This is a genomic window from Streptomyces mesophilus, assembly GCF_011044995.1.
In the GTDB taxonomy this organism is placed as follows: Bacteria; Actinomycetota; Actinomycetes; order Streptomycetales; family Streptomycetaceae; genus Streptomyces; species Streptomyces mesophilus.
Map to the genome: position 1 here is coordinate 21,314 of NZ_JAAKZW010000103.1, position 6,000 is coordinate 27,313.

At 68.1% G+C, this 6,000-nt stretch carries 6 protein-coding genes and 1 pseudogene; 3 read left to right on the forward strand and 4 right to left on the reverse strand.

Annotation, left to right across the window (positions count from 1 at the left end):
* The first annotated feature begins 358 nt into the window (after positions 1–358).
* Positions 359–1,777 carry an alpha/beta hydrolase gene (locus G6045_RS22805; protein WP_235968185.1) on the forward strand — a complete coding sequence of 473 codons (1,419 nt, stop codon included), beginning with the start codon at positions 359–361 and terminating at the stop codon, positions 1,775–1,777.
* Positions 1,778–1,962: 185 nt separating this feature from the next.
* On the opposite strand, the gene G6045_RS22810 is transcribed toward G6045_RS22805, so the two are convergent.
* From G6045_RS22810 to G6045_RS22820, 3 genes are all read right to left on the reverse strand, one after another.
* Positions 1,963–2,418: a hypothetical protein gene (locus tag G6045_RS22810; RefSeq protein WP_165333914.1), complete on the reverse strand. Its 456-nt coding sequence runs from the start codon at positions 2,416–2,418 to the stop codon at positions 1,963–1,965.
* Between the two features lie 60 nt (positions 2,419–2,478).
* Positions 2,479–3,105: a DUF4333 domain-containing protein gene (locus G6045_RS22815; RefSeq protein ID WP_165333915.1), complete on the reverse strand. Its 627-nt coding sequence runs from the start codon at positions 3,103–3,105 to the stop codon at positions 2,479–2,481.
* Between the two features lie 354 nt (positions 3,106–3,459).
* A complete protein-coding gene (locus G6045_RS22820) occupies positions 3,460–4,230 on the reverse strand; it encodes a transposase (protein WP_165333916.1) in 771 nt (256 codons plus the stop codon).
* 99 nt (positions 4,231–4,329) lie between these two features.
* Between G6045_RS22820 and G6045_RS22825 the strand changes: the two genes are divergently transcribed.
* Positions 4,330–4,743: a hypothetical protein gene (locus G6045_RS22825; protein ID WP_165333917.1), complete on the forward strand. Its 414-nt coding sequence runs from the start codon at positions 4,330–4,332 to the stop codon at positions 4,741–4,743.
* Positions 4,744–4,836: 93 nt separating this feature from the next.
* On the opposite strand, the pseudogene G6045_RS22830 reads toward G6045_RS22825, so the two are convergent.
* Positions 4,837–5,369, reverse strand: a pseudogene (locus G6045_RS22830) (transposase family protein); the annotation flags it as partial.
* Positions 5,370–5,455: 86 nt separating this feature from the next.
* On the opposite strand from G6045_RS22830, the gene G6045_RS22835 reads away from it, so the two are divergent.
* A complete protein-coding gene (locus tag G6045_RS22835; protein ID WP_165333918.1) occupies positions 5,456–5,884 on the forward strand; it encodes a hypothetical protein in 429 nt (142 codons plus the stop codon).
* Positions 5,885–6,000 lie beyond the last annotated feature (116 nt).

Sequence of the window (6,000 nt, forward strand, 5' to 3'; positions counted from 1 at the left end):
ATGCAGGCGGCCCGGGGTCGGACACGATCGCCCGGAGCAGCGACCACAGGAAGTGGTCTGCTGGGCGGAAACCGTCAACTTTCGTCGGGGCCCCAGAAACCTTCGGCGGATGCGCACGCCGGGTGAGGTGCATAGCGTCGCTTGCATGTCACGATCTATCCGGCAGTCCGCCGTGCCCTCGCGTTCTCTACGGATTGCGGCGCTGCTGGCCGCCGCCGCGCTGACTTTGACCGGGTGCGTCAGCGGAAGCACCGCGGCGTCAACGCAATCCGAGCCGTCCGCGCCGGCGCCTGTCCCTGAACCGATTGACTGGACTGCGTGCGGGCCTCGCCTGGACTGCGCCACCGTCAAGGTGCCGATGGAGTACACCGCGCCCGACGGCGAGCAGATCGCGCTCGCTGTCACCCGTCACCGTGCCACCGACCCGCAACGGCGTATCGGCAGCCTGTTCATCAACCCGGGCGGTCCGGGGGTGTCGGCCACCGAGACCGTGAAGTCCATCGACCCCAAGAGCGCCACCAGCCCGTACTCGCCGGACGTGGTGTCCCGCTTCGACGTCATCGGTATGGACCCGCGCGGGGTCGGTGAGTCGGGCGCCGTGCGCTGTCTCACCGACGAGCAGCGTGCCCAGGTGGCGGCCGACGACCTGGACCCGGCCATCCCCGGCGGGAAGTCGTGGACACGGCTGCTCGCTGACGCCGACACCTTCGCCAAAGGCTGCCTGGCGCACCGGAGTCCCGCGTTTTTGGCGAGCTTGTCCACCGACAACGTCGCCCGCGACCTCGACCAGGTCCGTGCAGCGCTCGGCGAGGAGCAGATCACCTTCTACGGAGCCTCCTACGGCACCGTGGTCGGCCCCATGTACGCCACGATGTTCCCGGCCCGCGTCCGCCAGATGGTGATCGACGCCCCCGTCGACACCAGTCTGTGGATGAACGACCCGCTCCGCCTCCTCGACGACGTCGCCGTCTCCAACGAGGAGAACCTCGACGCCTGGTTCAAGACATGCCGCACCGAGGGCGTGCAGGCCTGCCCGTTCGGGGACGGAGACCCCCAGTCCGCGTTCGACGCCCTGATCGCACAGCTCGAGGCCAAGCCGCTGCACGTCCCGCCCGCCGAGGGCCTCACCCCCGGCGGCACACTCGACGGCGCCGTAGCCCTCGAGGCCGCGCGGGCCGCCGCCGGAGCCCGGACGCTGTGGCCCACCCTCACCGCGGGTCTGCTCGCCGCCCAGCAAGGCAACGGCACACTCCTGCACTTCGTGGTCTCGAAGGTCACGGTCGCACCGTTCGGTGGCCCCTTCGCGACCCTCCAGGAGCAGCACACCGCGGTACGGTGCGCCGACTGGCCAGCCCTGACCAACCTGGCGGAGCACCGCGCCGCGGCAAAGAAGATCGCCGCACGCGGCGGGCGCCTGGCCAGCCGGGCGGCCTACAGCGCGCTCAACTGCGCGCGGTGGCCCGTCCAGAACAAGGACCGCTTCACCAAGGAGCTCACCGGCGCCGGCGCCCCGCCGATCCTGGTGGTGGGCGGCCGTGTGGACAACGTCTCCCCGTACCACTGGGCCCAGACCATGACGAAGCGCCTCAAGGACGCCGTCCTGCTCACCCGCGAGGGCGTCGGACACACCGCGTACCGCACGAGCGGCCGGTGCATCGACGACGCGGTGGACGCCGCACTGATCGAACGGAACCTCCCCGCCGAGGGCACCACTTGCGACGCCGTACCCCCGGGCACCACCCGGCCGCCTGCACCCTGGGCGGGGACAGCCGAGTAGGCGCTGGGCGTCGGTGCGGCCGCTGGTCAGGGGCGAGATCCGCAACGCGGGCATTCTGGTGGGCCGGTTCTACAAGAAGAACCGGATCCTCGACGGCTACGAAGACGCCTTCACGATGAGAATCCGCTCCTGACGCCGCACCGGGCGCCCGGGCTGTGGCCCGGGCGCCGGCCTGAACGGATGCCTCAGCCGGTCAGGGGCCAGAACTGGGCAAGGTAGCGCTCGATGCCTTCGGGCACGCCTTGCTCGGCGAGCGGCCGAACGGCCTCGCGGCCGGTGCAGTAGAGCCGGACCCCCCAACGCCTCGCATGGTCGGCGAGGTGAATGTGGTCGGACATCGGGCCTGCGGCCGCCCACACCGCGAGCTCGCCGCTCGTGCACCCGAGTTCGGCCTCGGCCCGTTCTTCCCACGCCTCTCGTTCCTCCGCGGGCGGCGCCGGCGCGTCCCAGACCTCCACGTCGAGGTATGCGGTGTGGGTGTGCCCGGCGCTCTCCACGTCGATCCGTCCCTCGAGCACCGCGACGAACCCAGCGCTGCTGCGGGCTTCCGGATACGGCACGGGTACGGCGGTGTCGTCGGCGTCCTGCAGACAGAATCCGAAGAAGTCGACCTCCACCTCGACACGCTGTCGCGCGCGCAACTTTGGCACCTCTGCTCCCTGAACACGCAAGGTTGGCGGCCAGTCCCGGGGACCGGGACGTCAGAAGGCGCGCGGGCCCGCATCGGTGGAGCGGACGGCCTGGGCGTACATCTCCTCTTCCTTGTCGACTGCGCACTTGTACTTCGACGGCTGGTTCAAGGGGACCTTGGCCACGTCGGGGATGTTGTTGCAGGCGACGAACTTCGGGGTGTAGTTGCCGTACAGCAGCTTCGCCACACCGACCTTGGTCAGCAGACCGGTATCGGGAACGGCCTGGAAGGAGGTGGAGCCGGGCAGCCAGCCGTCACCGCCGAAGGTGACGGTCCAGGTGAGTCTTTCGCCCTCGTACGTGGAGGTGCAGGTCACCCGTTCCCCGTTCTTCGCCTTCACATCCTTCGGGCACGTGGCGGTCGTCTTGCCCGGCGCGTGCGCGAGCTTGAGGGTCGCCGTTTCGATCTCGTAGGCGAGCTTCTGTGAAACCGGCGCATCGGAGCCGGGCTCGGCCGCCGCCGGCTTCGCTTCCCAGTCCTTCTGCGCCTGGGTGGGGGCCGCGAGTCGCTGCGGCAGCACCTTCTGGCCTTCGGCGGCCTTGCCCGCGGGCTCTGAGGACTTGTCCGACCCCGACGAACACCCCACCAGCGCCGCCCCGAGGACGACAGCGGCCAAAACCCCGTTCACACCACGCACTTGCGACACTCTCCTCACAGCAACAACAGCACAACTCCGCGCGCCGGATGCATTGCATCCGCCACGGCACATCGAAGGAACCTTTCCATACGCTGGAAAGACACGGGCATCCAGGTACGCGCATGCAAAGACAGTGCGGCTGTCGGGGACGGCAGCTTCCGGCGTCCTGCAGCTCGACTGCCTGACGCGGGCGCCCGAAAGATCGTCGTAGGGAGCGGGTGCACTTCGGCACCTCTCCTCGCAGTGGTCGAGTCATCAAGTACTGCCACCGCTCAACGTCTCTGCCTAAGTGCCGTCCCGTAAATGATCTTCAGGTTGCCTCGGGCATGGTTGGCCGCTGTGCGGCCCGCTCGCTTATCCGGCGAGGGCGAGGTTGTGCATCCGGGCGATGCCGAGCATGGCGCGATGGACGCCGTCGCCTTGGAGACGGCAGTCGCGGAGGATCTTCCAGGTCTTCATGAGGGCAAAGGCGTGCTCGACGCGGGCTCGGACCTGCTTGTGGGACTTGTTGTGTTCCTCTTTCCAGTCCGAAAGTCCGGCCTGGCCGCGCTCGCGGCGGTGCGGGATGACGAGTCCGGCGCCCGGGTAGCCACCGTCGGCGATCGTCATGGTCTTGCCGACGACGGCCTTGGCGCCGGACTCCTCCCATGCCTTGCAGTCGTTGCGGTTTCCGGCGAGCGGCCGGCCGACCACGACGACCAGGCGAGTGTAGGCATCGATGACGACCTGGTGGTTGGTGGAGTACCGGTAGTTCTTCGACCGCTCGGCAATGGTGGGGTCGCGGGTGGGGACCAGGGTGCCGTCCACGATGAGCACAGTGTCCCTGGCAAACCTCTTGCGGGGCTGAAGCGCGAGCATCGGCCCGAGGTGGTCAATGATGCGGTCCGCCGCCGACTTGGACACCCCGAACAGCGGGGCGAGTTGCCGCATGGTCAGGTTCGTGCGCCAGTAGGCCGCGACCAGCAGTGCCCGGTCCAGCAGCGGAAGGCTCCACGGCCGGCCCTTGCGGGCGGCGTCCGCACCCTGGCGCCGCAGAACGGTCACCAGCTTCCCAAACTGCTGCAGGCTGAGCCCGCTGAACGGGGCTATCCAGGACGGCTCCGACGCCGTGATCACACCAGCCACGGCAAGATCGTCTCATCTTGATCATGCTGCGGGGCCGCCAGTCTCTGATGGGACACATCTCGGTCGACTGGACGGATCCGGCATGAGAGCCTCGCGCGCGTGGTTACTGAAACCGAGGTGGGAGAGTTGTTGCACCAGCGCGGCTGGCGGACGGCATTCACGGTCACTGAAAGGATGAACGCGTGGGCTGCCCTGGCGAGCGCGATCGAGCGCGGCTACGGCGACGACATCTACGAGTACACCAACGACCTCTACTGCCGAAACTGGCTGCACGAGGCGTGGCTCCTGCTGGACGAACACGTCGTCCAGCTCTGGACCCCGCGGATCAAAGCTCTGGACGACCAGTTCAAGGCCGTGACCATCGACGACGACGGCCAAGCACTCGATCAGTTCCACAGGCTGCCCGGCCCCGACCTGTGGTGGTGGCGGCGCCACCCCCGCATCCTCACCGGAGACCTCGGGCATTCGCTTCGCTCGGCCGGTGCCATCGGCGCCGACCCGGACACGGCATGACCCTCAGCCTCGTGGCATCACGGGACAGCACTTAAAGCGTGTTGCACAAGGCCGTGTTCGGGCAGGTCAGGGCCTGTGATGACGGTTCTCTGGTCATGATGCGAGGGCGAGGTTGTGCATGTGGGCGACGGCTTGGACGGCGTGGTGGAGGCTGTTGCCGTGCTGCCGGCAGTCGCGGAGGATCTTGTAGTTCTTCATGCGGCCGATGACATGCTCCACACGGGCACGGACTTTGCGGTGGGCGGCGTTATCGCTCTCCTCGCCGGGCAGTAGCTCGCGGCGCGGTCGTTTGCGGTGTGGGGTGACCATGCCGCAGTTGAGGCAGGTGCCGTCGGCCAGGACGGTGACGCCTTGGCAGTGCTCGGCCAGGCCCGAGGCCCGCCAGGCATGCGCGTCCGCCGCGGTGCCAGGCAGTGGACGACCGGTCGCGATCACGAGGCGCGTATCGGCGTCCACGATGACCTGCACGTTCGCTGAAAATCGGTAGTTCCGGCTGGAGGCACCGACATCCGGTCGCGGACCGGGATGCGAGTGCCATCCACGATCCACAAGCGGTCGGTGGCATCGGCCGGCCGGGCGATCGCCTCGAGTGCAAGCAGCGGCCCCAGCCGCTGGTGTTTCTGGCATGATCATGCCGACTGGCCGGGTGACGGCCCTCATTTGTCCGGCCCACCGGCCGATCCGGATCCCTCCGCTCGAAAGGTTTCGCTTCATGCGCATGAAGAAACTGCTCACAGCTGGCGCGGCGGCGCTCCTCGCCACCGTCGGGACCCTTGTCGTGGCCTCCCCCGCAGAGGCCGTCGACTGCGACCACGTCTGGTACACCGACGAGTCCGACTCGATAGGCTCGGTCGACCAGGGCGGACGCCTGTGCTTCGCCGAGCACGGCGACTACGTCTTCCTGGCCGACTACGACGCCGACGGCTACAGCGTCGTCCTCGCCGCCTTCATGGACGGCACCGGTCAACTCCTCTACACGCTGAAGGCGTCGGGCGCCGGTGACGTGCAGACGGCCAACGCCGGCGACGGCATTGCCTACCACAACCTGCCCGAGGTGAACATCAGGTTCCGGATGTACCTGACCAAGTCCGGTTCGGGCCAGGTCGGCGACGTCACGCACGTCGTGAACAACGATTCCTAATCTCGTTGTCAAGCTGCGACTGTGACGGGTGGTATTGCCTCGTAGCACCGTCCGTCACGGAGCAAAGCCCACAAGACATTCACGCGCCGTCGGGCGAGGGCAAGGACTGCCTGGGT